The 26397-nt window shown below is 44.7% G+C and carries 24 protein-coding genes, 1 pseudogene and 1 riboswitch; of the genes and pseudogenes, 19 read left to right on the top strand and 6 right to left on the bottom strand.

Features of this window, described 5'->3' with window-relative positions; translation table 11 throughout:
• The first annotated feature begins 109 nt into the window (after positions 1-109).
• Positions 110-1849 (top strand): ABC-F family ATP-binding cassette domain-containing protein, encoded by a 1740-nt coding sequence (locus J7E78_RS03280; protein WP_215074906.1) that lies wholly within the window; start codon positions 110-112, stop codon positions 1847-1849.
• Between the two features lie 70 nt (positions 1850-1919).
• Here J7E78_RS03280 and J7E78_RS03275 read toward each other — a convergent pair whose 3' ends face one another.
• A complete protein-coding gene (locus J7E78_RS03275) occupies positions 1920-2312 on the bottom strand; it encodes a collagen-like protein (protein WP_215074905.1) in 393 nt (130 codons plus the stop codon).
• A gap of 239 nt (positions 2313-2551) precedes the next feature.
• Here J7E78_RS03275 and J7E78_RS03270 point away from each other — a divergent pair, with 239 nt between their 5' ends.
• A complete protein-coding gene (locus J7E78_RS03270) occupies positions 2552-5224 on the top strand; it encodes an endo-1,4-beta-xylanase (protein ID WP_215074904.1) in 2673 nt (890 codons plus the stop codon).
• A 63-nt stretch (positions 5225-5287) separates the two neighbouring features.
• Positions 5288-5385, top strand: a riboswitch (TPP riboswitch).
• 113 nt (positions 5386-5498) lie between these two features.
• Complete coding sequence (tenA, locus tag J7E78_RS03265; protein WP_215074903.1) at positions 5499-6161, top strand: thiaminase II; 663 nt, start codon at positions 5499-5501, stop codon at positions 6159-6161.
• A 143-nt stretch (positions 6162-6304) separates the two neighbouring features.
• Here the strand turns inward: tenA and J7E78_RS03260 are convergent, their stop codons facing one another.
• The gene (locus J7E78_RS03260) at positions 6305-7963 is read right to left on the bottom strand and encodes a PucR family transcriptional regulator (protein WP_215074902.1); all 1659 of its coding nucleotides are present in this window, start codon (positions 7961-7963) and stop codon (positions 6305-6307) included.
• A 202-nt stretch (positions 7964-8165) separates the two neighbouring features.
• On the opposite strand from J7E78_RS03260, the gene J7E78_RS03255 reads away from it, so the two are divergent.
• The 9 genes from J7E78_RS03255 to J7E78_RS03215 all read left to right on the top strand — a co-directional run bounded on the left by J7E78_RS03255 (position 8166) and on the right by J7E78_RS03215 (position 17223).
• Positions 8166-9425 carry an amidohydrolase family protein gene (locus J7E78_RS03255; protein WP_215074901.1) on the top strand — a complete coding sequence of 420 codons (1260 nt, stop codon included), beginning with the start codon at positions 8166-8168 and terminating at the stop codon, positions 9423-9425.
• A gap of 23 nt (positions 9426-9448) precedes the next feature.
• The gene (locus J7E78_RS03250) at positions 9449-10669 is read left to right on the top strand and encodes an amidohydrolase family protein (RefSeq protein WP_215074900.1); all 1221 of its coding nucleotides are present in this window, start codon (positions 9449-9451) and stop codon (positions 10667-10669) included.
• A gap of 334 nt (positions 10670-11003) precedes the next feature.
• Complete coding sequence (locus J7E78_RS03245) at positions 11004-11936, top strand: ABC transporter permease (protein WP_036615375.1); 933 nt, start codon at positions 11004-11006, stop codon at positions 11934-11936.
• Positions 11937-11953: 17 nt separating this feature from the next.
• Positions 11954-12835 (top strand): carbohydrate ABC transporter permease, encoded by an 882-nt coding sequence (locus J7E78_RS03240; protein ID WP_215074899.1) that lies wholly within the window; start codon positions 11954-11956, stop codon positions 12833-12835.
• 56 nt (positions 12836-12891) lie between these two features.
• The gene (locus tag J7E78_RS03235; protein WP_215074898.1) at positions 12892-14385 is read left to right on the top strand and encodes an ABC transporter substrate-binding protein; all 1494 of its coding nucleotides are present in this window, start codon (positions 12892-12894) and stop codon (positions 14383-14385) included.
• Between the two features lie 16 nt (positions 14386-14401).
• A complete protein-coding gene (locus J7E78_RS03230; protein WP_215074897.1) occupies positions 14402-15364 on the top strand; it encodes an amidohydrolase family protein in 963 nt (320 codons plus the stop codon).
• A gap of 279 nt (positions 15365-15643) precedes the next feature.
• Positions 15644-16126, top strand: a complete 483-nt coding sequence (locus J7E78_RS03225; protein WP_017688279.1) for a MarR family transcriptional regulator — start codon at positions 15644-15646, stop codon at positions 16124-16126.
• Between the two features lie 18 nt (positions 16127-16144).
• Positions 16145-16720: a nitroreductase family protein gene (locus J7E78_RS03220; protein WP_215074896.1), complete on the top strand. Its 576-nt coding sequence runs from the start codon at positions 16145-16147 to the stop codon at positions 16718-16720.
• Positions 16721-16737: 17 nt separating this feature from the next.
• Positions 16738-17223 carry a nitroreductase family protein gene (locus J7E78_RS03215; RefSeq protein WP_215074895.1) on the top strand — a complete coding sequence of 162 codons (486 nt, stop codon included), beginning with the start codon at positions 16738-16740 and terminating at the stop codon, positions 17221-17223.
• 135 nt (positions 17224-17358) lie between these two features.
• On the opposite strand, the gene J7E78_RS03210 is transcribed toward J7E78_RS03215, so the two are convergent.
• The 3 genes and pseudogenes from J7E78_RS03210 to J7E78_RS03200 all read right to left on the bottom strand — a co-directional run.
• The gene (locus J7E78_RS03210) at positions 17359-17493 is read right to left on the bottom strand and encodes an NAD(P)-dependent oxidoreductase (RefSeq protein WP_251034789.1); all 135 of its coding nucleotides are present in this window, start codon (positions 17491-17493) and stop codon (positions 17359-17361) included.
• A gap of 153 nt (positions 17494-17646) precedes the next feature.
• A complete protein-coding gene (locus J7E78_RS03205; protein WP_215074894.1) occupies positions 17647-19203 on the bottom strand; it encodes a glycine betaine uptake BCCT transporter in 1557 nt (518 codons plus the stop codon).
• Between the two features lie 189 nt (positions 19204-19392).
• Positions 19393-19488: pseudogene (locus tag J7E78_RS03200) on the bottom strand (GlsB/YeaQ/YmgE family stress response membrane protein); the annotation flags it as partial.
• 157 nt (positions 19489-19645) lie between these two features.
• On the opposite strand from J7E78_RS03200, the gene J7E78_RS03195 reads away from it, so the two are divergent.
• The 3 genes from J7E78_RS03195 to J7E78_RS03185 all read left to right on the top strand — a co-directional run bounded on the left by J7E78_RS03195 (position 19646) and on the right by J7E78_RS03185 (position 22589).
• Entirely contained in the window at positions 19646-20353 is a 708-nt protein-coding gene (locus J7E78_RS03195; protein WP_215074893.1) for a response regulator transcription factor, read from the top strand.
• Between the two features lie 71 nt (positions 20354-20424).
• Complete coding sequence (locus J7E78_RS03190; RefSeq protein ID WP_311516914.1) at positions 20425-21789, top strand: sensor histidine kinase; 1365 nt, start codon at positions 20425-20427, stop codon at positions 21787-21789.
• Between the two features lie 101 nt (positions 21790-21890).
• The gene (locus J7E78_RS03185; protein ID WP_251034788.1) at positions 21891-22589 is read left to right on the top strand and encodes a hypothetical protein; all 699 of its coding nucleotides are present in this window, start codon (positions 21891-21893) and stop codon (positions 22587-22589) included.
• Positions 22590-22735: 146 nt separating this feature from the next.
• On the opposite strand, the gene J7E78_RS03180 is transcribed toward J7E78_RS03185, so the two are convergent.
• Entirely contained in the window at positions 22736-23305 is a 570-nt protein-coding gene (locus J7E78_RS03180; RefSeq protein ID WP_215074891.1) for a TetR/AcrR family transcriptional regulator, read from the bottom strand.
• 166 nt (positions 23306-23471) lie between these two features.
• Here J7E78_RS03180 and J7E78_RS03175 point away from each other — a divergent pair, with 166 nt between their 5' ends.
• The 4 genes from J7E78_RS03175 to J7E78_RS03160 all read left to right on the top strand — a co-directional run bounded on the left by J7E78_RS03175 (position 23472) and on the right by J7E78_RS03160 (position 26347).
• Positions 23472-24983: an FAD-dependent oxidoreductase gene (locus J7E78_RS03175; protein ID WP_215074942.1), complete on the top strand. Its 1512-nt coding sequence runs from the start codon at positions 23472-23474 to the stop codon at positions 24981-24983.
• Positions 24971-25312: a hypothetical protein gene (locus tag J7E78_RS03170; protein ID WP_215074890.1), complete on the top strand. Its 342-nt coding sequence runs from the start codon at positions 24971-24973 to the stop codon at positions 25310-25312. Before J7E78_RS03175 ends, J7E78_RS03170 begins: the two co-directional genes overlap by 13 nt.
• Positions 25313-25438: 126 nt before the next feature.
• Positions 25439-25630 (top strand): hypothetical protein, encoded by a 192-nt coding sequence (locus tag J7E78_RS03165; RefSeq protein WP_215074889.1) that lies wholly within the window; start codon positions 25439-25441, stop codon positions 25628-25630.
• A 141-nt stretch (positions 25631-25771) separates the two neighbouring features.
• A complete protein-coding gene (locus tag J7E78_RS03160; RefSeq protein ID WP_053783056.1) occupies positions 25772-26347 on the top strand; it encodes a TetR/AcrR family transcriptional regulator in 576 nt (191 codons plus the stop codon).
• The last annotated feature ends 50 nt before the right edge of the window (positions 26348-26397 follow it).

The following is a 26397-nucleotide window of genomic DNA, read 5'->3' as shown; positions in this document are numbered from 1 at the left end:
GAGCTAAAAATCGATTGTACTTGGGGGTAAACAGTGTTACTCTAAAAGTCTGTGTTCGACAATATATTTCAAAATACTCACCATTTTAGTTATAAAGAAAGGTAACACTATGATAAAAGTTGAAAACTTATCCTTCTCATTTCCACAAAAGGAACTATATAACAACATTTCATTTACGTTTGAAGAGGCACAACATTGTGCTTTTATCGGAACCAGCGGAAGTGGGAAAAGTACACTGATCGATATCCTGATGGATCCAGAAAGATATTTGTTTGAGGGCAAGTTAGAAATAGACCCAGATTGTAAAATCGGGTATGTCAGTCAGTTCTCTCAAGTCGACAAAACGAAAGAAATGACCGTTTTTGAATATATCGGAGAAGAATTTATTAAGATACAAGATGAAATTACAGCCATCTATGCTGAAATGGAAACCACGTTGGATATGGATTCACTGATGGGGAAGGTTCAATTGTGTTTGGATGCCTTTGAGGCGATGGATGGGGATAATTACGAAAACACTATTAATAAGCAGCTCAACCTGGCCAATCTCATGAAGCTCAAAGATCTTAGTATATCCGCCATAAGCGGCGGGGAATTCAAGCTTATTCAAGTGATAAAGGAAATGCTGAGTCGTCCCGACTTGATGATTATGGACGAACCCGATGTATTTTTAGACTTTGAGAACCTCAATGCGCTTAAAAAATTGATCAATTCCCATAAGGGCATGTTATTGGTCGTTACGCATAACCGGTATCTGTTAAATCACTGTTTTAACAAAATCATACACCTTGAAAACACAGAGATCCAAGAGTTTGACGGGCGCTATATCGAGTACAACTTCACGCTGCTTCAGACGAAGATCGAGCTGCAAGAAATCGCGGTTGCTGAAGCTGAAGAAATTGAGAGATACGATCACATCATCGATAATCTTAGAGAAATCGCCACATATAATTCGGAAGCCTCCAGAGGCAGAGCGTTAAAGGCCCGAGTCAAGTTTCAAGAGAGATTGGAAGCACGTCGAATAAAAGAACCATTTGTCGATATCAAGCAGCCGAATATCAGCTTTGATATCGATCAGGAAATGGAAGACACCGTTGTGGTTAACGTCAATAATTATAGCGTTTCTTTTGATGAGCTGCTGTTGAAAAATGTGAACTTCAAGATGAAATCCACAGATAAAGTAGCCCTCATCGGTCCAAACGGTACCGGGAAAACGACGCTGCTCCGAGAAATCTTCCAAAACAACCAGGACTCCATCCAAATAAATGCTGATGCTACAGTCGCGTATTTATCTCAGTTTCAAGGCGAAATGCTCAAGGATTCGAATACCATATTAAACGACTTTATTGATGCCGGGTTTAAAACTTATGATGAGATTAGATCGCATCTTTTGCATTATGGCTTCGAAGGAGAAATCCTTGAGCAAAAGATAGAGTCTTTATCTGGTGGAGAAAAAAACATGCTTCAATTGGCTAAAGTTGCTGCCAGTCGTGCCAACGTATTACTTCTTGATGAACCGACAAGCCATTTAGACATCTACACACAAATCGCATTGGAGAAAGCTATTGAGGACTACAAAGGTGCGATTCTCATGATTTCTCATGATTTCTATTCTGTTGTAAATGGTATGGATTATGTTTTGATTATTGAGGACAAGACGATTAGTAAAATGAGTATACAAGAATTTAGAGAGATGATTTATACGAGTCATTTTGATGAAAACTATCTAGACACGGAACAAAAGAAAAAGTCTGTTGAAATGAAAATTGAATTGGCTTTAAAAGATACTAATTTTGAACTTGCAAAAAGTTTGGTTAATGAGCTAGAAGCGCTGATTAAGTTGCTTTAGACAAAGTGAATATTCTATAAATCTAAATCCCCCTGTATGTGGATTACTCCGCATACAGGGGGATTTAATTCTAGAAACAGCTAAACGAGCTGATTAGCTGCAGATCAATGCCAGTGTACATCCAGAAGAAGCCATTCCAGCGGAAGCCAGCCACCGAATTTCTACCTACAAATACCGGGTACATCCAGAAGCCGGGACCACGATCCGGCCAAATATAAGTGTAGCGAAACAGACAGCCCGATATAGCTCTTGGATCTACCGCATATAACGAAGCGGGTTGCTGTGGAATGAATGATGGCGGCGGCCCGGTCGGTGCCTGCACGCCTTGTGGTCCGCCGCCTCCACCCCCGGGGAACGATGGAGGACCAGGCATTCCACCGGGTCCTCCGGGTCCTCCAGGTCCTCCGGGACCCCCAGGTCCACCAAACCCTCCACCAGGTCCAAAAGGAGGTAAAAATGTCATATCACATCACTCCTGTTCATTAGTCTAATGTATTGTATGTAGGCAATTGAGCAGGGGAATGGGTGGGAGCCTATAGAAGGTCACTAATATTAACTCGCATAATTTTACCAAATGATAACATTTTATTATCTTTATTGGAATTTTTTTATATGTAAGCGCTATCTAAAGAACTATAATCTATTTATCTGGATGTTAATCCGTTCAGAAATAACTTAGACCAAATCAAGAGGAGGAATTGTATGAAACGGTTAGGTCAATGGAATATAACAGCCTTGGTTCTTGTGCTCGTACTCGCCATGTTTCCATTTTCGAATGTCTCACATGCAGCCAATGCAGTTACGGAAGTGGAGGAAAGTCATTTGAGCACAAACTTTGAAGACGGTACACTTCAGGGATGGACTCCACGTATCGGTAGTGAAAGCCTGACAGTGACACAGCAGGAAGCACACGAAGGTCAGTCCAGTATGCTTGTTTCCAACCGTGAGCGTTCCTATCATGGACCGATGTTATCCATGAAGGATCTGCTTAAGCGTAACCAAGAGTACGAAATTACGGCATATGTAAGACTTACCCAGGAGCCCACCACGGATCAAACACTACAGCTCACCACATATAAAAAAACAACTGCCGAAAGCTGGAACCCGATCGGTAGCGTGAAAATTGCCAAAGCAGAATGGAATACATGGCACAAGATCACCGGAAAATTTCAATATAGCGATGATCCCACTGAATTGAATTTGTTCATCGAAACACCCTACATCTCTGAAGATAGCGTAGATACGTTATCGTTCTATGTGGATGATGTATCATTTACTCTGGCCGAGCAACTGGAGATTGAAGAAGGGATTCTGTCCCTGGAGGACCTGTATAAAGATGATTTCCCCATTGGTGCAGCGGTGTATCGCTGGCAGTTGGAAGGCGCATATGGACAATTGCTCACGAAACACTTTAACAGCTTGACCGCAACCTATGAGATGAAACCAAAGTACATGTCTCCTTCCGAAGGTGTTTATGAGTTCGAGGCAGCCGATCAATATGTTCAGTTCGCTGAGGAGCATGGTATGGGCGTACGCGCACATGCGTTGTTGTGGCATATTGATGCAGCAGAGTGGATGTTCAAGGATCCTCAGGGTAACCCTGCGAGTCGAGAATTACTGCTTGCCCGGATTCAGGATTATGTCGAAACCGTCATGACCCGATACAAAGGTAAGATCTATGCCTGGGATGTGGTAAACGAGGCGATTGCGGATAGCAATGGTGATGCCAACGGTTTACGTAAAAGTCCCTTTTATGAACTGATCGGTCCGGATTACATTGAGAAAACCTATGAATTCGCTCGTGCAGCCGATCCGGATGCCAAGTTATACTACAACGAATACTTCACGGAAGTCCCTGAGAAAAGAGAGCATATGTTTCAGTTGGTCAAACGACTGAAAGAGAAGGGACTCATCGATGGTGTGGGTTTGCAATCCCACTATAACCTGGAATCCCCGCCCATCGAGGAAATTGAAAAAACGATCAACATGTTCGTCGAACTTGGATTGGATATTCAGATCACCGAACTTGATGTGGATAGCGGAATTCCATATGGTGAAGAGATGTCGGATGAAGTTGCGGTAAAACAGGCGTATCGATATAAGGAACTGTTAGATTTGTACAAAAAACACAAAGATCACATTTCTTCAGTTACCTTATGGGGACTCCAAGATGAGAAGTCTTACAACAACCAGGCTATGCTGTTTGATTCAGCCCTGAAGGCCAAAAAAGCATACTGGGGACTCGTGGATGAATCCAGCTTGCCTGTGTTGACACAGAGAGCCGTATCACTTTCCGGTAAACCAGATATCAAAAGACATTCACAAGATCCGCTCTGGAACAAAGCGGTGGCTACTTCACTGAAAGGCGACTCTTCGGGATCAGCCAGTTTCCGCACCTTATGGGATCAAAGCAACCTGTATATCCTTGTGGATGTTCAGGATGCAAAGGCATATGTGAATGACAGAGTAGATATCTTTGTTGATCTCAATAATGGCAAGACTACCTCATATGAAGCAGATGACCGACACGTAATCATTAAGCGGTCGGGCAAAGCTGAGGGCGCGGAGAGACGTTCATATCGTGTACGTGAGACAAAAGGCGGATATCAGGTTGAATTGTCCATTCCGTGGGGTGGTATCCAAGTCGGATCAGAATATGAAGCCGGATTGGATATCCGTGTGACTGATGGCGATTCAAGTGGGACACAACCTTATAATCCACTGTACTGGAATGATCGAACACAATCTCAGGAACAAGATACAAGCAAATACGGCGTGATTCAACTTGCCCCTATGCCCAAATCTGCACAAGCTGTGCAAGGGATTGTTCAGATTGATGGGAAGAAAGACACATTATGGAATAAGGCTGTACCATTTGAAGTAAAACGGTTGAACCAGGGCGAAGGTGCAGAGGCAGTGGCTCGCGCAATGTGGTCAGGTGAGTATCTATACCTGCTGATCGACGTCACTGATCCAGACATCATCACAGATAACATCAACCCATGGGATCAGGATTCGGTTGAGATTTTCCTGGACGAGAATCACCAGCGCACACCGTATTTTCAATATGATGATGCCCAGTTCAGAATCAGTGCAGACAATGTGGGAACCTTTGCAGGGGGGGCCTCACCCGGACGCCTTGTAAGTGCTTTGAAGAAAACAAATAAAGGATATCTCGTAGAAACCAGAATCCAATTACATTCACTGACACCCAAAGCAGAAAATGTTCTCGGTTTCGAGCTTCAAATTAACGACAACCAGGGCGGAGGTAAGCAGAACGTAGCCAAGTGGAATGATACGACCAATGAGAGCTGGAGAAACACTTCCCAGTACGGAATAATCACTTTTGTTGAAAAGAACAAACTCGGGCATTAAACCATTGGCAGTAGTTGCAAGAATAGAAACCATCATAACAGTGGCTAAAACTCAACCATTTACAACCGTTTGCAAGGGAGCCTTAACCGGCTGAGAGGGTGTTAAACCGACCTTACCTGATTTGGATAATGCCAACGTAGGGATACAACGATGAAACACTGTACTTGGGTAGCTCATGCGAACCCCATTGTTTTAGTGTATTTGTCTGCGAAACATCCTATGGATGTTTCGTTTTTTTGTTTTTAAATACGTACATTATGAATTGGAGGAACACATGTTGACTATTTCAGAGAGACTATATCAGGCAGCCCACCCTGTGTGGAAGGAATGTCTTGAGCACCCCTTTGTTAAAGGGATCGGAGATGGTTCCTTACCGGTCGAACAATTTCGTTATTATTTGCTGCAAGACTACTTGTATCTGTTCGATTATGCCCGTGTATTTGCACTAGGTATCGTCAAGTCGCACGACCCCAAGTTGATGCAGTTTTTTAGTAAAAACGTAGATAACATCCTGAATGGTGAAATGAAAATTCATCGTTCTTATATGGAACGATTAGGAATTACAGAGGATCATGTTTTTCAGGTAAAACCTGCCCTGAAAAATGCAGCCTATACTAACTATATGCTCTCTGTTTCCCATGCGGGTGGCATAGCAGAAGTACTTGTATCCATTCTGGCCTGCTCGTGGAGCTATGCAGAGATTGGTCAAGTCCTTGCTCAAAAGCCAGGTGCAGCTGAGCATCCTTTTTACGGAGAGTGGATCACAGGATATGCTTCCTCTGAATACAACAGCAGCAATCAATCCCTTGTGATGTTAACGGATAAGCGATTAGAAGGTTGTAACGAGGGAACGTACCAACGGATGGAAGATATTTTTGTGATGTGCAGTCGCTTTGAGCTTGATTTTTGGGAGATGTCATGGAGGCTGGAGCCTTGAGTTCACTGATAGTTAACTCAATTAGAGATTAGCGTCCATCTCAGTATAGAAAATACTGACATTTAATATAACCAATGGGTACCGATATTTTGTCGTTCGCATTGGCTTTTTATTTTAATCTTGACTCAAGCCAATGACAAGTTTTATTGAAGTAGCAGAGGTTCGATGGCTATCGCTATGCGGATTCGTAAGCTTTCTGTTGGATCTTTGAGTTTCACACCCAGGAGTTTTTCACACTTTTCCAGTCGATACACCACCGTATTTCGATGAACGAAAAGTTGCTTGGATGTTTCGACAAGCTGGCATTGTGTATCGTAAAAAGCGTTCAAGGTGCGCAGCAACTCTTTTTTTTCATGTTCGTCTGCAATATGCAGCAATCCGTTTAAGGTCGCGTCGTAAAATTGTTTCAGTTCGTTGTGGGGAAGCATGTGGAATAAATATCCGATGTCCTTGGCTTGGTAAGATTGGACGAATTGCTTTCGTTTTAGCCAGTAGCCGAATTGCAAAGCATTAACCGCTTCGGTATAAGAATGACGAACGCCGAGTACATTTGTTGCAGGTTTGCCAATGCCGATCGACAGACTCACTCCAGTGTCATGATGAAGTTCTTTAAGCATTCCTGACAGCTGCTCGGTGGTTTTCGCCTCATCCCACCCCGACTCAGGGATAAATAGCAGAAGACAGTAGGTATCATGTTTGGTAAACATGACGAAGGAATGATCTAACCCACCAAAAAGACGTTTGATGTGCTCGTATTGCTCCTCTTGCTCCGTGATATTATCTCCTTTTGGAGGCACCGAACCTTCGTGATTAGGAAATCTCTGATGCATGTGATGCACCTCGTCATTACGCATGGTCAGCACGACGCTTGAACGCCCATTGATAAGCCCACATCTCTTGCCGCGGTTCATCGCCTCCTGCTCAGAAGTGATATATCCCTCAATCAGATCGGAGAAGAATTCGTTTTTGTGCCTGCGGGAGCGCTCTTTGACAGCCTGCGATTTGGTCAGCTCCATTCCAATGACGTTGGAGGCCTGCTCAAGCGTCAGACCGAAAAGGCCAGTCCATTGATCGGGCGAATGAAAGGATAACAAATAGCCTTCGTGGCGGTAAGTTTTTACTGGATATGCTAGCATGCAGCAACGCTCTCGGACTGATGGGTTGATGAAGCACAACGAAGTGGGACTAGAAATATCGGACAAGTCTTGAAGTGTATTTACAGCGGCTGTAGTGAGTTCAGCAACACTTGTATTCTGGCTGGAAGCAGAGATAGTTTGCCATTTGTAGTTTAACAGGATGACTGGGGATGAGAACAGTTTGGACAGCGAATCGATAATGCTGGAAATTCCTTTGCCGCGCATGATCATCTCGGAGAATTTTTTGTGGATGCTGAGTGCATATTGCAGTTCGTCGCTCTTGTTATTCAGAATCACACTGGTCGATCGCTGCAAAATTTCGCCAAGGGATAGACGGACATCGGAAATTTCGATAATGGGAAATTCGTTCTGATCCGCTTCCCAAAGTATTTCATCAGGGATTGGCAGTTCAAACCGCTTGGTTTTGATGGCCAACCCCGAGCAATGAAGACGCTGCATGTCCCTGATTAGTTGAATAAACATCTCTGGTTGCTGCTTCATGAAAAAGCCGTTGGTCAGCAAGAGCTCGTTTGGCCTTAGAAACCGAATGATATCCGGACAGTCCATAATGTTGACCGTTTGAACCTCACGTATTAGACCCTTATGCCCCGTAATCACTCTGGCATCATCGTAAATGCCGTTTTTCAGCAAATCTGTCAGCAGCACATCGACCCATCCCTTTCTGGAACAAGTTATTTTATTGTTAAGTAATATAACACTACGATCATGTGGAGTAAATATCTTTGGTTTAATCATCCAAGATTGCTAATTATTTTTATCTTTTTCATCCAATGATTTCTCAGAAGGAGTGAATTATGCTTAAAGTGTTTCTTGCGTGTAATAAAAGCGTACATGAATGGAGGATGTAATGATCGATCTACTTATCACGGATACGGTGATTTCCGGAGATGAAAGGCGAATGGATGTCGGGATATCCTCAGGCAAGATTGCATTTGTCACGCCATGCGGGGAAAGGAAAACCGAAGCGCCTCATGTCGTGCAGGGCAAAGGGGGTTTATTGCTGCCCGGATTCGTCGAGCCGCATATTCATTTGGAAAAAGCATATTTGCTGGATTCCATGGATCGGGAGGCGGAGTCTCTTCAGGACGCGATTCTGATAACATCCAAACTGAAAAGTTCGTTCACGAAGGAGGACATGTACCGGCGCTCGCTTGTTGTCATTCGGGAAGCCGTCAGGAATGGTGTAACCCATATGCGTTGCCATGCAGAGGTTGATCCGGTTCTCGGACTCAGAGCTGTCGAATCTGCTCTGAGTCTCAAACAATCCTTAAAACATCAACTGGATTTACAGGTAGTTGCCTTTCCGCAAGAAGGGGTGTTTAAGAGTCCGGGGACTGCTGGGCTGATGGAAGAGGCCATTCGTATGGGAACCGATGTGATTGGAGGAATCACGTATCAGGATGCAGACCTGGGGGAGCACTTGGATTTTGCATTTGGTCTGGCAGGGAAGTACGGAAAACCGCTGGATTTTCACGCCGATTTCTCGGTCGATTCCAACGACCGTGCCGTTGTGGAAATTGCAAAAAGGACAATTGCTGCAGGAATGCAGGGGCATGTAGCCGCCGGACATGTAACCGCTCTCGGTTCCCTCCCTGAACACGAAGCTTTGGCTATCGGAGAGCTACTGTGTCATGCCGGAATCAGCGTCATTACGCTGCCGATGACGGACCTCTTTTTGAATGGAAGGGAAGGCTCCGAAGGTTATCATAGAGGTCTGACCCCCGTGAAACTGCTGCAGGATTGTGGAGTGAATGTGGCAATTGGCGTCAATAATGTGCGCAATCCATTCACGCCGTTTGGCAAGGCAGACCCGATTGAAGCTGCCTGGCTATTGGCGATTACTTCGTACATGGGTAGCAAACGGGATGCGCTCATCTTGACCAACATGCTGACGCATAACGCGGCACAGGCGTTAGGCATTAATAATTATGGCGTTAAGGTCGGCGCTCCGGTTGATATGGTACTGTTCCGAGAGCGGTCGGAAAGAGAAGTTCTGCTTAATAAACCGGAGGCCCGCACGGTTTGGAAATCGGGATTACAGGTAGCTTGTACTGACTCAAAACCTTTGGAATTACCGTGGTTGTCGGAAGGTATTGAAACAATCTGATCATGAAGTAAGGGGATGGAGTTATGGAGAAAGGATTAACACTCGTTAAAAATGTCAAATGGTCGGAAAACCTGTTCGATCTAACCATTGATCAAACAACAGGACTTATTGTCAGCATTGAGACTGCCGGAACTGATGTGGATCTCACATCTGTAAATATTGTCGATAGGGCGACAAGCGTCATTGACGCGGATGGACTCCACTATGTACCGCCAATGGCTGATATGCATACCCATCTGGACAAGCATTTTATTGGTGAGCCGTGGAAGTCTTTGCAGCCGTTTGTCACGCTACCCGGACAGTTGGAATTTGAGAAAAGCATGTTGGAAGAACTACCAACCGGGGCGGGAGAACGTGCGAAACGAATGTTGGATTTAATGCTAGCCCAAGGTACAACGGCAATCCGCACACACGTTGACGTGGATCCGCAAATTGGCCTCTCTCATCTTGAGGAGGTCTTGGAAGTGCGTGAGATGTACCAAGGACGCATCGATATGGAAATTGTGGCGTTTCCCCAGCAAGGCCTGCTTCGATCTGACTCCGTTTCCGTCATGCGGCAAGCGCTTCGGGCTGGAGCTAACTATGTTGGTGGTGTGGATCCGGCCGGACTGGACCGCCGGGTGGATGCCAGTCTGGAAGCCATGTTTGAACTTGCGACAGAATTCTCTGCGGGCATCGACTTGCATCTGCATGACCCGAGTCATCTCGGAATATACACGATTAGCCGCTTCGCCGAACTGACAGAACAAGCCGGTATGTCCGGCAGTAACGCGGTAAGCCATGCCTACTGTTTGGGCCAGGTTGGGGAAACAGAGGTGCGTTCAATCGCGGAGAGGTTGTGTGCGACCGGCGTAGCCATCGTGACGAGTGTGCCCATTGACAGGCCCATGCCCCCCATCAAAATCTTGATGGAAACGGGCGTGTCCGTGCATATCGGTTCCGATAACATTTTGGATTCGTGGAGCCCATTCGGAAATGGCGATATGCTCTCCCGTGGGTCCCGTCTCGCTGAAGCATCAGGCTGGGTGGAAGACTTCTGGTTGCTAGAAACGTACAAACTTATTTCCAATGCACCATTAACTCCAAAAGTGGGCGAACGAGGCACTTTCTCGTTGGTAAATACCATAAATGCGATGCATGCGTTGGCGGCGGCACCTCCACGCGAAGCAGTATTTTCGGGTGGTGTGCTTGTTGGTGGTCGAATGTTTCCAAACAGCAGACAGATGGCAGCCATCCATTCGTAACAATCTTTAATTATACATGAAGCAGCGCATCCTTTTTTAGGTGCGTTGCTTTTTGGCATGAAAAGGCTGATCACATGACGTATAAAACGTTGCTTAATGCACTGAATGTAATAATACTTGACACTTCAATTTAGACAGGCTTTTCTTTTGGTGCAATAATCCAAATGAAATCATTTTTTTTAGTGAATCACACCAATGACTGAGGCTTCCTTACATCGTATTATTCTTATAAGAACAATTTTGAGTCACATAAACTGACACTTATAGAATAGGAGGGATGTTGGAGGAGTTACACAAAACAAACATCATTTGTTACGAACAGGGGGAGAGAGACATGCGTCGAGGTTTCCATGCAAACCGCATCCAAAATATCAGAAAGCATGGGCTGTTATTGGTCATGATTTTGCCAGGCATCGTCTATCTGTTCATCAACAATTACTTGCCCATGTTTGGCATTGTGATTGCGTTCAAAGATATCAATTTTGCAAAAGGAATCTGGGGAAGTGACTGGGTAGGCTTCGATAATTTCGCCTATCTGTTCCAAACGCAGGATGCTTGGGTGATTACCCGAAACACGTTACTCTACAACGGCGCATTTATCGTGCTTGGAACAGTGCTCTCCATAGCTGTGGCCGTATTGTTGAACGAGGTAAAAAAGCGATTTGCCTCCCGACTCTACCAAAGCATCATTTTGCTGCCCTATCTGATCTCGATGGTCATTGTCGCTTACTTGGTTCTGGCATTGCTCAACGAGGAAAACGGATTCGTCAATCATTACGTGCTTCCTTTGCTGGGGATTGACCCCGTGTCGTGGTATGCGGATTCCGGTAAATGGCCCTTTATATTAAGTGTCGTATATCTGTGGAAAAACGTTGGTTATACATGCATTGTTTATCTGGCCTCAATTGTAGGCATCAGCCAGGAATATTATGAATCCGCTACGCTGGACGGAGCATCCAAATGGAGGCAAGTCTGGAGCATTACCCTTCCTCTGCTTAAACCCACGATGGTCATTATGGTGCTTCTTGCAGTGGGACGCATCTTCAACTCCGATTTCGGATTGTTCTATCAGGTTCCGCTGAATTCGGGTGCACTGCAAACGACTACCGATGTCATTGACACATACGTTTATCGTGGATTGATGACTTTCGGGGATTTCGGAATGTCATCCGCTGCCGGACTTTATCAGTCCATAGTCGGTTTTCTGTTAGTATTAACGACCAATGCGATCGTTCGTCGCAAAAACCGGGATTTGGCGCTGTTTTAGTTAAGGGGGAGGACAACATGTATTCAAATAAGATATATCAAATGGCTGTTCACCTCGTGCTTATCATGATGGGAATCGCTGCAGTGTTTCCGTTTATACTTCTGATATCCGCTTCCCTAACCGAGGAACAGGCCATTATCAGGGATGGTTATCGTTTGTTACCGGCTCAATTCAGCTTCGATGCTTATGTGTATCTGTTTAATCAGTATTCGTTGATTCTGCGGTCGTATGGAATTACGACGTTCATCACGGTCGTGGGCACGATCGTTGGGTTGTTGATCACAACCCTGGTCGCTTATCCGCTATCCAGAAATGTGCTTCCATTTCGTTCGTTCCTGTCATTCTTCGTTTTTTTCACCCTGCTTTTCAATGGGGGGCTGGTGCCGATGTACCTGGTTTATACGGACCTCTTCCATTTGAAAGATACCATCTGGTCGCTAATCATCCCGAATTTACTGACCAACGGGTTCTACATTTTGTTGATGCGCAGTTTCTTCTCCACATCCATTCCCGGCGAAGTCGTGGAGTCAGCCTATGTGGATGGAGCCAACGAATGGGTTATTTATTGCAAAATCGTTCTCCCGCTTGCTCTCCCAAGCCTGGCAACCATTGGTCTGATGCTCATGATTTCGTATTGGAACGATTGGTTTAACGGTCTGATCTTCATCAATGACGGAAGCCTCTATAGCATTCAAAACCTGCTTAATCGAATGTTGTCTGATGTCCAGTACTTGCAGCAAAACAGTCTGTCTGGCCAGACGGCTGTTGTCTCATCCGTACCTCTCGGCAGTGTGAGAATGGCTATTGCCGTAATCGGCGTGTTGCCACTGATCGCAGCGTATCCGTTTTTCCAGAAGTTCTTCGTCAAGGGACTGACCATTGGTGCCGTAAAAGGTTAGTCATGCCTCGTATCCAAGATGTCTCATCCAAAAGCAAACACGGGGAGTGAATGAAGATGTTCAGAAAAAGATTGCCTGCGGGTTTCATGAAGGTAATGTCCTTAATTTGTGCGGCCCCTCTATTGTTGACGGCATGCGGAAATCCAGACAGTAAGGAGGGAGCAGAACTTGGGCAAGCTTCAGCAACAGACATGTATGAAGTGGTCATGACGTATCCGGCTTTTGGGGATGTAACAGATGTTAAGGAAATTCAGGAAGCCATCAGTGATATTACATCAGAAAAGGTAGGCGCCACCGTGAAGCTCTTGCCTGTTAATGGATCGAACTATGCCAATCAAATGAACTTGATGCTGGCGGGCAGAGAGAAACTGGATCTGGTGTATACCAGCGTTTGGTTAGGCCTTGAATCCCAAATCGGCAGGGGACAGTTACTGCCCATGGACGAATCACTGAATGAATTCGGTAAAGAGATACTGGAGGCTGTTCCAGAAGAAGTCGCAGAAGCCGGGAAGATGAATGGCGAAACATATGGTGTTCCCAGCATTAAAGCTTGGGCACTTTCCCCTAGTTTTGTGATGGACAAAGAGCTTGCCGATAAGCATGATATTGACCTTAGCGCCATAAAAACCTGGAATGATATCTCTGCTGTATTGCAGCTTATCAAGGAGAATGAGCCGGGTGTCACGCCGATTGTCAGCTATACCTCGCAGGAAACACCCGGACAAGCCATGCTAAATTTTGATCCATTGGGAACAGCACCTGGCGTACTGGATTTTGGCGGGGAGGACTTCACCGTGCAGAATCTTTTTGCGACTTCGCGGTTCTCCACAATGGCTGACCTGATGCGTGATTGGTATCAAAAAGGTTATTTCAGCAAAGACGTCGCAACGTCACAGGAAACGGGCTTCAATCTGATCAAGGCAGGCAAAGCCTTCTCGTATATCCGGACTATCAATGAGTGTTACTCGGAATCACTTGCGGCTGGGACTGAACTTGTATGCGTACCCCTTGAGGATTCGTATATGACGCGAAATAGCATAGCTTCCAACATGATGTCTTTGGCAAGGAACAGTGAGCAGCCGGATAAGGCGATTCAAGTATTGGAACTGTTTTACTCGGACGAAGCAGTCATTAATCTGTTTACCAACGGAATTGAGGGCAAGCATTTTGTTAAGCGGGATAATGACCTGATCGGCAAGCCGGAAGGTGTCACTGCAACAGGATACGATTCGAACCAATATGCCGTGGGGAACAATTTCCTGTCCTATATATGGGAAGGGAACGACCCTGAAATGTGGGAGCACTTGAGGGGTGAAAACGAGAGTGCCGTAAAATCAAGGGCGATGGGTTTCAGCTTCGACATCAATCCGGTCAAAACACAAATTACCTCGGTGGCCAACGTCCAAAACCAGTATGATGCAGGCTTTCAGACAGGAACTTTTGACCCGTCAGAATTGGGTGCTTATCTCGACAAACTAAAGAAAGCAGGCGTAGAGAAAATATTGACGGAAAAGCAAAACCAGTTAAACCAATGGCTTGAAAATAAATAGAAGGAGCTGATCACGCATGTTTAATCCTGTCATTGATGTTCACCACCATATCATCTCTAAAGAAATGCAACGAAAGCAGCGGGAGCTGGGAATGGAGATTCCAAGTTTTATGCCGAAGTGGACGCCCGAGATCGGGATGCAAAAAATGGATGTATGTGACATCTCGTTTTCATTCCTTTCAGCCCCGTCAGACCTGACGTTCATCGACCAATCTTCTGCCAACACATTGGCACGTAAAATGAATGAAGAGCTCGCATCGTATGCTCAACTTCATCCTGAGCGGTATGGTGCGTTTGCAACGCTTCCACTCCCGGATCCCGCAGCAGCCATGGAAGAAACCTTGTATGCACTTGATGTTCTCGGGATGGATGGTGTTGCAATGCTGACAAGTTATCAGGGGAAATATTTAAGCCATCCGGATTACACCGAGTTGTTAACCGAATTGGATCGACGCAGTGCTGTTGTGTTTCTGCATCCCATCCTCATACCGCAAAAAATCGCAGGACTTAGTCCTGCGCTGCTTGAGGGCACCTTCGATACGACGCGGGCCGTCACTACGATGGCTGTTCATCGCATTTTCGACCAATATCCATCCATTACATTCATTCTTCCTCATACAGGGGGCATGGTGCCGTATATCAAATGGAGAATTGCACTTGCCGCCATCGGGCGAGATTTGATTCAGGTTGAAACAACACCGGAACAATTTCAAGCTGAAATAGCCAAACTGGACGACCTTTATTATGATTCCACGTTGAACCTCGGCACAATCCAAAAGTTGATTGCGCCTGATCGAATTCTGTTCGGAGCGGACATACCTTGGCCAGCGGACAGCGTCCTTCGTATACAGCGGGAGTCGGTATTCCAAGAAGCACAGCAGATCAGCGAAGAAAACGCGAAGGCGATCGCTTATGGCAATGCCTTTCGCCTATTTCCTCGCATTTCTAAGCTTTTAGATATAGAGAAAAAGTTAATTTAAAGTGACAGGAAACGATATTTCAATAATATAAAGAAAGCAGCTGATCAAAGTGATCAGCTGCTTTCTTTAACTAACGAGCAGGTTAAAAGATAATCCGTTCAAGGCAGGTCTCTGTCCTGGATTGTAGAGTAATGTTGTAATGTCAGAGAATATAGTTGATAAGCATTCTCATTCATGATATATTGTTCACCAGTAAACTAAATATAAGAAATCATTTAAAAGAAACTCTATTTTTAAATGATTATTTTTGTTTACAAGTAAATAAGGAGCGATAAAAGAATGATCTCAAAAGATCGAACAAAACAATTGCTATATGACCAATTTATCCGTTTTTTACATGTGTATGAGAACCACAAGGATACAGAAATTGAGCATTTCCTAAGTATCGCCCAGCGAGAAAGCATCGAGAAAATCCCTCAGCATTTGACCGCGGTTCATATGATAGATTGCATAGGCAAGCATGAGCCTATTAACAACACGGGTATTGCGGAGGCGATGAATTTGTCCAAAGCAAGTATCACCAAAATTGGCAACAAACTGCTGGAGGAAGGATTCGTCAAACGTACGAAAATGAACGACAACAAAAAGGAAAGCTATTTCCGGTTGTCACCGCAAGGCAAAAAAATCTTTGAACTGCATGAACGTCTGCATATACATGAGGCTGAGCGCTTCTATCGTACTCTCGACAAATATTCAGAAACAGAGCTAAAAGTAATCCATCAATTTCTTCAAGACAGCAGTATAAATATTGAATCCAGATAGAACGAAGGAGTGAAGCATATGAGTCTGGCGGAATTGATCAGGGAGCGCAGGAGTATTCGTAAATGTAACTCTACGCCGGTGGACCAGGAGTTAATTGTAGAATTACTGCATAAGGCTATACGGCTTCAACCATTTGTTGAGTCTGGCTCGTGGCGTGTAGTATATGCCGGAACTCCAGAAGCACGCAAACGGTTGGTGGACTGCATGCTGGAACAGATGTCGCAGAGCAAGCTTGGCAAGCTGATTCCAGGGAAACTTCTGGATATTTTTAAAAAGAGATTTACCGATATTCCTGCCCACGTCATTGTTATGTCGACTGTAGGACCGAATCGTCTGACCAATGACCGCAATTATTCGGCTGCCTGCGGGGTGATGCAGAGCTTCCAACTGCTGGGCTGGGAACGAGGGTTAGGAATGTTGTGGGATACAGAGTCCATGATTCAGCATGAAGGGTTCTTCAATGGTATTGGCTTACGTGAGGATGAAAGATTTGTTGGTATTCTTCATGTAGGATATTACGACAAAGCGCCAAGAAGTCGGAAAAGGACGCCAGCCGAGCAGAAGTGGACCGTATTGCGAGGACAGTCTACATAAAAGAGGAGGATGTAAAAATGAAATTGTCAGAACTGGAAGGAGACATGGACGGTCCGAGTGAGTTTTTGGATCAACCAGTATCGCAGGATCTAATCCTTGAGTTGCTTAATCATGCCGTATGGGCGCCAAATGATGGCCTCCGAGAGCCTTGGCGATTCATCTTTGCAGATAACCGGTATGGGGACATCATGCAGGGATTACAGGAGCCTGCCCCTGCGTATCTTCTGGTCTTGGTGAAGGAAGAGGCTGATCAATATAAGCGGGAAGAGGACTTTGCAGCAGTCTGCTGCCTAATTCAGAATTTCCGCTTGCTGGCACATGAGCAAAGTCTGGGTGTGCGCTGTACCTTGCATGACTGGATGTACGACTCGAGCCGCACTGAAATGTTTGGTGTACTGAGAAACGAGCGCATTGCTGCGGTTCTAGAATTGGGATACGGTGCAAATCAGTGGAAAGGAAATACTGAATTACCCGAAATTCAACTTCATTTTGAACTGCTGTAGGGGTGGAGACGATCGGATGAGACTCCAAAATGTGAATAACCCCCCATTCAGATTGCACCAAAACATCATAACTGATTGAGCTTGCTCTCAGGCTCCTCACCATTTTCTACACGTTTTATATTTTTTATAAGGAAATCATATCTTTTTTATGATATTTCCGACCATCAGGCATGTGCCTGAAATATCCCCGTTTTTTAATGCATCAATCAAGTCCCTTTCGTTGACAATCCCACCGCGGGATGTATTGAGAAAAAGATCAGTATTCTTCATTTATTTAAATATCACTTTGTACAGGCAGGGACATCCACATTATCAAATCCTGCACCCGTCTTGTGAATGTTGGGTTTGAGAAAACCCTCTGCAGTCTGGATAAAAAGGCACCCGCCTGAAGGCAGGTACCATCTCATAGAAATCAAGTATACATTACATGCCGGGAATTTCATTCAGTGAGTTTTCTTGTTCCTCCAGTAGTCGTTTCAGCTTTTGGCGCTGCCGTTTTTCTTTCTGACGGCGCTCTTTGTCCTCAGCCTTTAGAGCCTTGAGCAGGGAGAAACACATACCGATAAGGACAATAGCGAACGGCAATGCGGATACAATGGATGCCGTCTGGAGGCCAGTTAACCCTCCGCTGATTAGCAGTACTACCGCGATGGCAGACTGCATGATTCCCCAGGTTAATTTCACTCTTGTACTCGGGTTTAGCTTGCCATCTGAAGATAGCATGCCCAGCACAAAAGTAGCCGAATCTGCAGACGTAATAAAGAAGGTCATGATGAGGAGTGTAGCGATGAATGCTACGATCGTGCCCAAAGGCAGCTGCTCCAGCATAAGGAATAAAGCGGTTGTCGTATCTTCCTTGACGGCCTCCGCCAGATGGGAGGCATTGAACAATTCGAGGTGAAGTGCTGTTCCGCCGAAAACTGAGAACCAGATAAATCCGAACAGGCTTGGAATAACCATGACGTAAATTACAAATTCCTTTATGGTTCTTCCTCTGGATACTCTTGCGATAAAAGTGCCGACAAAAGGAGCCCATGCGATCCACCATGCCCAGTAAAATAACGTCCATGCTCCGATCCAGGTTTCTCTTGAGAACGGGGTCAGTCTCAAACTCATGTTAATAATATTCTGCATGTAACTGCCGAAGGTTGTCGTGAATGTGTCAAATATGAATGAAGTCGGTCCAGTCGCTAATACAAACACCATCAATAGCACAGCTATAACGAGGTTGGTGTTGCTCAGAATCTTAATCCCTTTATCCAGACCGGTGGTTGCCGAGATCAAAAACAGTACGGTTACAATTGAGATAATGACAACCTGGGACATCGTCGAGTTAGGAATACCGAATAAGTAATTCAGACCCCCGCCGATCTGAAGCGCACCCAATCCAAGGGAGGTTGCAACACCGAAAATAGTGGCAATGACTGCAAGAATATCAATGATTTTCCCAAGCAAGCCTGCCGCAAGACGCTCACCTATCAGAGGAATAAAGGTGGAACTGATCAGCCCTTTGTAGCCTTTCCGGAACTGGAAGTAAGCGAGCGCCAAGCCGATAACGGTATAGATAGCCCAAGGATGAAGCCCCCAGTGGAAAAAGGAATACCGCATAGAAAGTCTTGCTGCTTGCGTTGTTTCGGGTACCGCCCCCTCCGGTGCAGATAAATAGTGGGACAGCGGTTCAGCAACTCCCCAGAAAACCAGCCCAATGCCCATACCAGCGCTAAACAGCATGGACAGCCAGGAAACCGTAGAATACTCTGGCTCATCATCGTCATCCCCAAGCCTAATACCACCAAATCGGCTGAACGCCAGATAAAAAGCAAAGATCAGGAAGAACAATGTCGCTAGCAAATAAAACCAGCCAAAATTCTGAATAGAGAAGTTGTAGGCAACATTAGCCACATCTGCCAGCTGATCAGGAGCAACGGCTCCCCATATTGCAAACAGTGCAACGATGATAATTGTGATTGTAAATACCATGATGAGACCTCCGTTATGTAAGCTTCAACCAAGTGTTCCTTAGTATGTGCCAGTCCGACCTGTAATATTTCGGAAAAGCAGCTGTTGTTAAATTAAAACAAACCGCCGTGTAATGAAACACCCGTCGGTTTGTTCGTTCCCTTTTCCGTTGCCCTTATGAAGAAAATCGGATTTGAGATCATAGGAATAATTATTTGGTACACCGCCCGGTACGTCCCGCCCAATTAAGTTGCCGCTTAACCAGCCAATAAGTCCACCAACAATGAGTACCCAGAGCAGATCCATAGCTTGTTCTCCTTTCTTCGAGTTTATTACAAGTTATGTTGGGCTCAGTGGAATATACCTCACCTTCCAGTTGGTGGAGGAATCTAAAGCGCCTGTGCTAAGATGGGTTAATAGTTGATTGAACCTGGTGAAAAACAAGGCTAGATAGGGGTGCACATTGAAGAAAATACTTGTCATTGATGATGAAATCGCAATTCGAGATTTAATTGAGCTGGTGCTAAGGCGAGAAAACTACGATGTGCAGACCGCAGAGGACGGCAAAACAGGCCTGCAGCTGCTGAACTCTTTTCAACCCGATTTAGTGGTACTTGATCTGATGCTGCCAGACTGCTCCGGATATGACCTGTGCAAGGAAATCACCGGGAAACGTGCCGTTCCTGTGATCATGCTTTCTGCCAAAAATGAGGTGATCGACAAGGTGCTTGGACTTGAACTAGGCGCGGAAGATTATATGACCAAACCCTTTGACAATCGTGAATTGCTCGCCCGAATCAAGGTGATTCTGAGAAGAAACGAGAGCAAGGAGGAATCAAGTGATGGAACAGAAGTGAAATCTACACGCATCATTCATGAGGAGCTGACTTTTGACCTGGAGAGCCGGAGAGTGCTGAAAAATGATGTTCCCGTCTCTTTAACGACCAAAGAGTTTAAAATTCTGGAAACGTTACTCAAAAGGCCAGACAAAATCTTTACCCGGGATGAGCTGTTGCAGATCGCATGGGGATATGACTTTATGGGAGACAGTCGAAGTGTAGATATGACCATCATGCGGTTAAGGAAGAAGCTGGAGGATAACGCGGACGAACCGAAATATGTCAGGACGATCTATGGATTTGGCTATCAACTTGGAGGTGGCGAGTCCTGAAGTATGCAACCCGGTTACTGCTCAATTATTTATTTTTCTCCGTGCTGTCCTTTGGCATCATCATTTTTGCGGTGAATAAAGCCATCGATTACTACAGCTTCATTACCATTGAAAAACAGATGATGGAGAAGGCGGATCTGTCCGAATTGTCCTTCCGTGAGGTGTTGGCACAGTATAGGTCATCTTCAGGAGAGCCCCAAACGAAGGAAATGGTCAGACTTGCTCTGGAAAAGCTGAAAGCTTCAGGCAAGGAAGTACGTATCTATGACAGCTCCAAGCAGTTGCTGGGCTTGGCCGTGGATGGCATCATCATTAATGATGGCAAACCGCTTATGTTTGACAAAAATATTGAAAAAGCGCTGAGCGGCAGTTATGCCTACAGCGTCACGGAAGATCATCTGCTTTATTTTGCGACGCCCATTCAGGATCAATTCTACGAAAATGCTTATGTGTATGAGTTCGTGGAGGACATTTCCTACTTTTATGCGATCATGGATCAAATCCGTTATATCTTGTTTGTCGGTGCAGGCGGATTTATTGTGCTGATTACGTTATCCAGCCTGTGGATTGCCCGCAACACAACTAAGCCGATTAAGCTGTTGCTTGGCGCTGCTCAAAGTTTCTCCAGACAGGAGTTTCGGAGAGTTCATCTGAACCGGAAGGATGAGCTGGGCATGCTGGCAGATGGGCTGGATTCCATGGGGCGGCAGCTTCATGATTACATTCAGTACCAGAGGCAATTTGTCTCCAACGTATCTCACGAGTTAAAAACACCCTTGGCAGCCATTCGTGGTTTCTCTCAATACTTGGTTGAAGGGGAGAACGAGAACAAGGAGTTGCAAAAAATCTATGCTCATCTGCTGCAGGAATCGGATCGGCTGACCCGCTTGATTAATGAACTCTTACTACTATCCCGATTCGATAAGGATGATTCTAACGAATTGGAAGTCAAGAAGACAGAAATGAGCGAACTGATTCAGCAAGTCGCAACGAATATGGGTGCCAAGGCTAAGGATAAAGGGATCGAGATCAGAGTTAGTCAGGCGGAGGAAGAGCCGGATGATGAGGGTACAACAAGAGTTTACGCCAACGTAAATCCAATGCTGATGTCTCATGCAATCGCCAATCTTGTGGATAATGCCATCAAATATTCCGGCAGTTCATCGCTGATCGAATTAAATTTGGAACATACGCCAAGCGAGGTAGTTATACGGATACGTGATCAAGGCATTGGTATCTCGGGCGAGGAGCTGGAGCGAGTGCAGGAACGTTTTTACCGGGCGAAAAATGCAAGCACAGCGAACGGTTCAGGTCTTGGACTTTCTATTTGCAAAGAGATTGTAGAGCGGTTTAACGGATATATCGACATGGAAAGTCAAATCGGGGAAGGAACGACCGTTACGATTGTGTTGCCCCGTGCGGAAACACGCGCGTAAATAATTAACGTTACAAGATTGGTACATTTCTGTTATGAGACTAACAAATGTTTTATTTATAATCACTTCATAAGAACCAATCACACATTTATGGAGGGATCATGATGAAGTTAACCAAGAAAACTGCAGGTTTTATCATACTAGGTGCTCTACTAGCGGTGGCATTAGCGGGCTGTCAGTCCAATGATGCTACGCCCCCAGCAACCGGACAGAACACAGCGAATGAACAGAGCAAAGGCGAAGGAGCAACAAATGCTAATGCGCCTGCTTCCGAAAGTTCTAAAGAAAAGGGTGCTGAAGCAATCAAGGAAGTGGAGAAGGAAGGCAATGTGGTGCTGAAGGAGCTTGCTTTTGTCTATAATGAGCACACCATTGCGATTTCAGATACAGCGAATGAAGATCAGATGGAACAGATGCTGGGCAAACCGGATAACCTGAAATCTCATACGTACAGCGCCGACGATGGAACCAACATGGATACGTTAATCGGTTTTACAGAAAAGGTCTATACGTATCCTGGTCTGGAGATTAAAACGATCAGTATACCGGAGGGCAAACAAGACTCCATCTTTCATATCGAAATCACAGATCCTAAGTACACGACAGTGCGAAACATTAAAGCAGGAGATAGTCTGGATACACTCAAAAATGTCTATCCTGAGGGGAAACTGCTTGGTAATGGAGCCCCTGATGAGGAGGATGACTTCCGTTACGAGCCATCCAATTATGTGGATGTGATGTCATTTCATATCAAGAATGCCAAGGTGGAGAGCATTCAGATCTACAGCCTTCTGGACTAATATTAAGTCGAGGGACAAGAACATAACCCCGTTGAAGTCGCTTATTTAGCGGCTTTTTGCTTTGAACGGCATCTTTAAGAGACATGATCTATAACTTTAAAGCTCAAACTTAAAATCAGATACGGATTTTAAGTTTGAGCTTCGTGCTAATCTAACATGATTTTCTCGTTAACCATTTGATAGTAATACTCATCCATCTGTTCCGCCGTAACATTTTCTTCAAGATGATATACCCACCACGTCACAAGTAAACTAATGACCCCTGAATGATATTCGGCTAAGAGTTCTATGGGAGGTGAAAATGGTTTACCTCTTCTTTTTAGTTCCAGAAAATCTCTTCTGGATATATCTCCGATATATTTTTTGAAAAAGTCAGTAAATCCCTTGTCATTCTTCTGGTTTTGAACAATTGGCTCCAGTAAATTCTCCAACATGAATCTAGATAGGCTTTGCAAAGGCTGCCGAAGCCGATCTTCTATACTCATTTGTAAATAATCCTGAAGAACCCACGTGAGGGTAGCGGATAACAGCGCAAATTTATCCTCAAAATGTTTGTAAAACGTTGTACGGTGAACCATCGCTTTGTCACATATTTCATTAATCGTGATATTGCTGAATAGTTTGCCTTGCTCAGATAACAGATCTTTAAAGGCCGTAATTAACAATTTATGAGTCCGGGCAACTCTTAAATCAACCTTTTTTCTAATAATTTTCATCTACACCACTTCCATATCGTAGTTTAACTATATACCATTCCTATATTGATTCTTACTATAAAAGAAATTTTGATTATATATTGGTATTATAAGTAATATTTTGATTGATCTACAAGTGTAGATTAAAATCTAATTTCATAGAAAGGATGAATCTTCGGTGTCTGACATGAAAAAAGCTGTGGTGATCGGAGCAGGGATTGCAGGATTAATTACTGCAAGAATGTTAGCTGATTATTATGAGGAAGTATGTGTGATTGAAAGGGATGAATTCCCTTCGGCACCAAATAACCGACAGGGTGTACCTCAATCTTTTCATCCACACCGTGTACAACCACGCGGCGCGCTGATTATGGAACATTATTTCCCAGGATACAATGAAGAATTGATTGCATTAGGCGCCATCTCTTCAAACGAAGAGAAACTTGTGGTTACCAATAAATACGGTACATTAGTTAATAAGGAGGATCCTTCTTCATTTAAAATTGCATCAAGCAGTAGAGCCTTGATGGAATGGGTACTACGCAACCGAATCCAGGAAATCTCTCAAATAAGCTTCTTAACGAATACAGAAGTTACAGGGCTACTGGTGTCTGAGGATAAGCATTCCATTACAGGCATTTATACAAAAGAAAGACGTGGGGAAAAGCGCGAAAAACAACTTTCAGCTGATATGGTTATTGATGCCTCAGGACGTTCTTCCAAATTGATCAGATGGCTTGAACAGATCGGATTGTCTGTGCCGGAACCGGAGGTGTTGAAGGTATCTCTTGGTTACAGCACCCGCTATTACAAAATTAAATCCTCTATTCCAAACGAATGGGTAATGTCTGATTCAGATCCTGAGCAAGGTATTCGTGCAGGCATATTTACGCGTATTGAGGATGATATCGCTGGACTCATTCTTTTTAACGCAGGAGGAGATGTATATCCTTCAACTCAGCCAGAGGAGTTTCAAGAACAACTCAAACATTTGTTTGCTTCAGATAAAATTGTGGAGTTGATGGAACGGTTGGAGCCTGTGCAAGGGCCGCGCGGATACCGTATATCCGAGTCTGTACGCCAGCATTTTGAACTCATGGAAGATTGGCCGTCTGGATTACTCGTCCTTGGTGATGCATTTTGCAGCTTTGATCCAATTCATGGACAAGGCATCACCGTTGCTGCGATCGAAGCTGAGACTATAGGAAAATGTTTGAAAGCACATCGCTTGCATCCCGATCCGCAGTTTGAACGGAACGTATTGCTTCGTATGCAGCAGGCCATCGATCCGGCTTGGTGGCTTAGTTCCGTGGCTGACCTGCGTTGGAGAGGGGTTGAACATGGTGGGCCTTATGAACTGAAAGGAGTGGATTTTGCTCAGAAATATATCAACTTATTTACGAAGCAAGCGATGAAAAAAGCGGATCAGGAAAAAGATAACCATCTCTTTTTTATGCAATTCCTGATGAATGCGCTAATTCTTCCTCCAAGTGAATATTTTAATAGTGACGTGCTGAACATGATTCTGAACGACAATGGTTCAGAAGAGGAAGTGGAATTAAGGGCTGAGATTGGTGTACAAGATCCTGATTTGTTCCAGCAAAGATTGGATGAGATTCTTCCATCATTTGAACTGGAATATGATGAAGAGATTAAGAAACTGCTGAAAACTCTACAGCATATGAGATGCTTATCATAACTAGAATTATTTCAGCACTTAGTGCCGGTGTTATTCAGGTTACGCTCCTTACTCTTGCTGCGGTTTTGGCTGCTTCAGGCAAACAAGGCAGTTCAATTGCTACGGTTATTATGGGAAATAGTACGGCATTAGTTAGCGCTGCAATTTCAATTTCTTCTATATATATTATTATTTTCTTGGCACTAGCAGCCTGGTACTCAGGTACACCGATCCAATTTCAGCTTATAAGTCTCGCTCCTGCCGCTTCTGGCATTGTACTGAGTCTGCATAGCGCGATTGGACAAGTTGGAATGGCTGCCGGAGCTGGAATAGTGGGGGGATTGCTGTAAACCACAACTTGTTGAACTATATTCCATGGATCGGTGCGCTTGCCCTTGTGATTGGCATCGTAACAACGTTGCTTGATAACTGAGGCTTTTCAAAGCGGCGCTAAGACAAAAGCGCTTCTGCACAGTATGCTGGACCGGGAGGTTGGTTATTTATACACGGGCGTGCATCATGGAGAAGTGGTTGCGATGGCTGTTACTGGACTGGAGGGGAAGGTTGCGGACCGCATCCTGATCATCGATTACCTCGCGGTTGAACAGAAGTTGCGTGGGTGGGGCATAGGGACCTGGATGCAATGGACCTCCAGGAAATTAACGTAGAGATTTTAGTTCCATTGAAAAGGTTAGGAACGTGGTATCGATGTCGATTAGAATATTTATCCATTGTGACCATCCTCTATCAAATAGGATATAAAATGATCAATTATTGACTTCATGGTCAATAACTGATACATTAATCCCATGAGCAGACCAAGAGAATTTGATGTCGATCGTGTATTACACCAGTCTATGGAAGTGTTCTGGAATCAAGGCTTCAAAGCAACTTCTTATGAGGACCTTACGCGTACTACAGGAGTCAAAAAGCAAAGTTTGTACTGTGTTTTTAAAGACAAGCGATCGTTGTTCCTGAAGGCGCTGGCACTTTACCGTGAACAGGTTATAGCGAAACTGAAAGAGATTGAAGCCCTGGATTCGTCTCCCGGTGATAAACTGGATGCCTTACGATATTCCCTTTTAGACGATGAAACTGGCTGCCAAGGGTGTCTAATTGTGAATGCATCACTCGAATTCGGAACAGATGACGAGCAGGTCACACGCGAAGCTGAGCTCATGGTAGAAGAGGTTCAACTGGTATTAGAGAAGATCATAAGTAGTGGCCAGAAACAACAGTTAATTTCCAACCGGTATACGAGTATAGAGCTTGCATCTTACCTAAATAACACCATTCTTGGTGTGAGAGTTATGGAGAAATCAGGTTCATCCCGTGAACAGATCGAGACGGTTCTACGTACTTCATTTGGCATGATTATGTCTTGATCTTTTTTTTGTGAAATTCTTGACTACAAAGTCAAAAATAATTAAAGGCA

The sequence above is a fragment of the Paenibacillus polymyxa genome (assembly GCF_018614975.1).
In the GTDB taxonomy this organism is placed as follows: Bacteria; Bacillota; Bacilli; order Paenibacillales; family Paenibacillaceae; genus Paenibacillus; species Paenibacillus polymyxa_E.
This window is presented reverse-complemented; position numbering and strand designations above follow the sequence as displayed.

Excerpts from the sequence above, each read along its gene's own strand:
- J7E78_RS03280 (WP_215074906.1), top strand. The coding sequence starts at position 110 with ATGATAAAAGTTGAAAACTTATCCTTCTCATTTCCACAAAAGGAACTA.
- J7E78_RS03275 (WP_215074905.1), bottom strand. The coding sequence starts at position 2,312 with ATGACATTTTTACCTCCTTTTGGACCTGGTGGAGGGTTTGGTGGACCT.
- J7E78_RS03270 (WP_215074904.1), top strand. The coding sequence starts at position 2,552 with ATGAAACGGTTAGGTCAATGGAATATAACAGCCTTGGTTCTTGTGCTC.
- tenA (WP_215074903.1), top strand. The coding sequence starts at position 5,499 with ATGTTGACTATTTCAGAGAGACTATATCAGGCAGCCCACCCTGTGTGG.
- J7E78_RS03255 (WP_215074901.1), top strand. The coding sequence starts at position 8,166 with ATGATCGATCTACTTATCACGGATACGGTGATTTCCGGAGATGAAAGG.
- J7E78_RS03250 (WP_215074900.1), top strand. The coding sequence starts at position 9,449 with ATGGAGAAAGGATTAACACTCGTTAAAAATGTCAAATGGTCGGAAAAC.
- J7E78_RS03245 (WP_036615375.1), top strand. The coding sequence starts at position 11,004 with ATGCGTCGAGGTTTCCATGCAAACCGCATCCAAAATATCAGAAAGCAT.
- J7E78_RS03240 (WP_215074899.1), top strand. The coding sequence starts at position 11,954 with ATGTATTCAAATAAGATATATCAAATGGCTGTTCACCTCGTGCTTATC.
- J7E78_RS03235 (WP_215074898.1), top strand. The coding sequence starts at position 12,892 with ATGTTCAGAAAAAGATTGCCTGCGGGTTTCATGAAGGTAATGTCCTTA.
- J7E78_RS03230 (WP_215074897.1), top strand. The coding sequence starts at position 14,402 with ATGTTTAATCCTGTCATTGATGTTCACCACCATATCATCTCTAAAGAA.
- J7E78_RS03225 (WP_017688279.1), top strand. The coding sequence starts at position 15,644 with ATGATCTCAAAAGATCGAACAAAACAATTGCTATATGACCAATTTATC.
- J7E78_RS03220 (WP_215074896.1), top strand. The coding sequence starts at position 16,145 with ATGAGTCTGGCGGAATTGATCAGGGAGCGCAGGAGTATTCGTAAATGT.
- J7E78_RS03215 (WP_215074895.1), top strand. The coding sequence starts at position 16,738 with ATGAAATTGTCAGAACTGGAAGGAGACATGGACGGTCCGAGTGAGTTT.
- J7E78_RS03210 (WP_251034789.1), bottom strand. The coding sequence starts at position 17,493 with ATGAAGAATACTGATCTTTTTCTCAATACATCCCGCGGTGGGATTGTC.
- J7E78_RS03205 (WP_215074894.1), bottom strand. The coding sequence starts at position 19,203 with ATGGTATTTACAATCACAATTATCATCGTTGCACTGTTTGCAATATGG.
- J7E78_RS03185 (WP_251034788.1), top strand. The coding sequence starts at position 21,891 with ATGATGAAGTTAACCAAGAAAACTGCAGGTTTTATCATACTAGGTGCT.
- J7E78_RS03180 (WP_215074891.1), bottom strand. The coding sequence starts at position 23,305 with ATGAAAATTATTAGAAAAAAGGTTGATTTAAGAGTTGCCCGGACTCAT.
- J7E78_RS03175 (WP_215074942.1), top strand. The coding sequence starts at position 23,472 with ATGAAAAAAGCTGTGGTGATCGGAGCAGGGATTGCAGGATTAATTACT.
- J7E78_RS03170 (WP_215074890.1), top strand. The coding sequence starts at position 24,971 with ATGCTTATCATAACTAGAATTATTTCAGCACTTAGTGCCGGTGTTATT.
- J7E78_RS03165 (WP_215074889.1), top strand. The coding sequence starts at position 25,439 with ATGCTGGACCGGGAGGTTGGTTATTTATACACGGGCGTGCATCATGGA.
- J7E78_RS03160 (WP_053783056.1), top strand. The coding sequence starts at position 25,772 with ATGAGCAGACCAAGAGAATTTGATGTCGATCGTGTATTACACCAGTCT.